Here is a 415-nt window from a genome sequence, read left to right on the forward strand (position 1 = left end):
GAGCATGAGTTCGAAGAACGTGGCGTCCTCGAATTCTGGAGATGTTGATGTGTACTCTTCGTCGGACACTATCCCGGCAGGGTATTCGGCTCGCGCGCAGCTGGTGGAAACCTACTTCACCAAGACTTCGACGACGGTTCCTGTGGTTAGCGTAGGGCTGCGTAGTGCAGCTGCTGAAACAGACAGCGCCCAAATCACGGTCTCGGGAACAACACCAACATACGCATCGGTCCTGTCTGATATTGACCCCAACGGAAACAAGGCATGGTCTACCAACTCGATCAAGGCGTCGCAGTTTGTCTTGAACCATATAACCTAATGCGAGGGTGACTATGGCAGGTAATCCGGTAAAGGCGCAGTCCCTAGCCAGACAGGTACTTACAGTTCAATCTCCCGCGTCTACTGCTCAGGCAGT

At 53.5% G+C, this 415-nt stretch carries 1 protein-coding gene; it reads left to right on the forward strand.

Features of this window, described 5'->3' with window-relative positions:
- A partial coding sequence (locus AC1RPR_RS08380) for a hypothetical protein (RefSeq protein ID WP_481763497.1) occupies nucleotides 1–319 on the forward strand: 319 nt, incomplete at its 5' end.
- Nucleotides 320–415 lie beyond the last annotated feature (96 nt).

The organism is Dellaglioa sp. CoH-57-MRSF-22, from assembly GCF_056781895.1.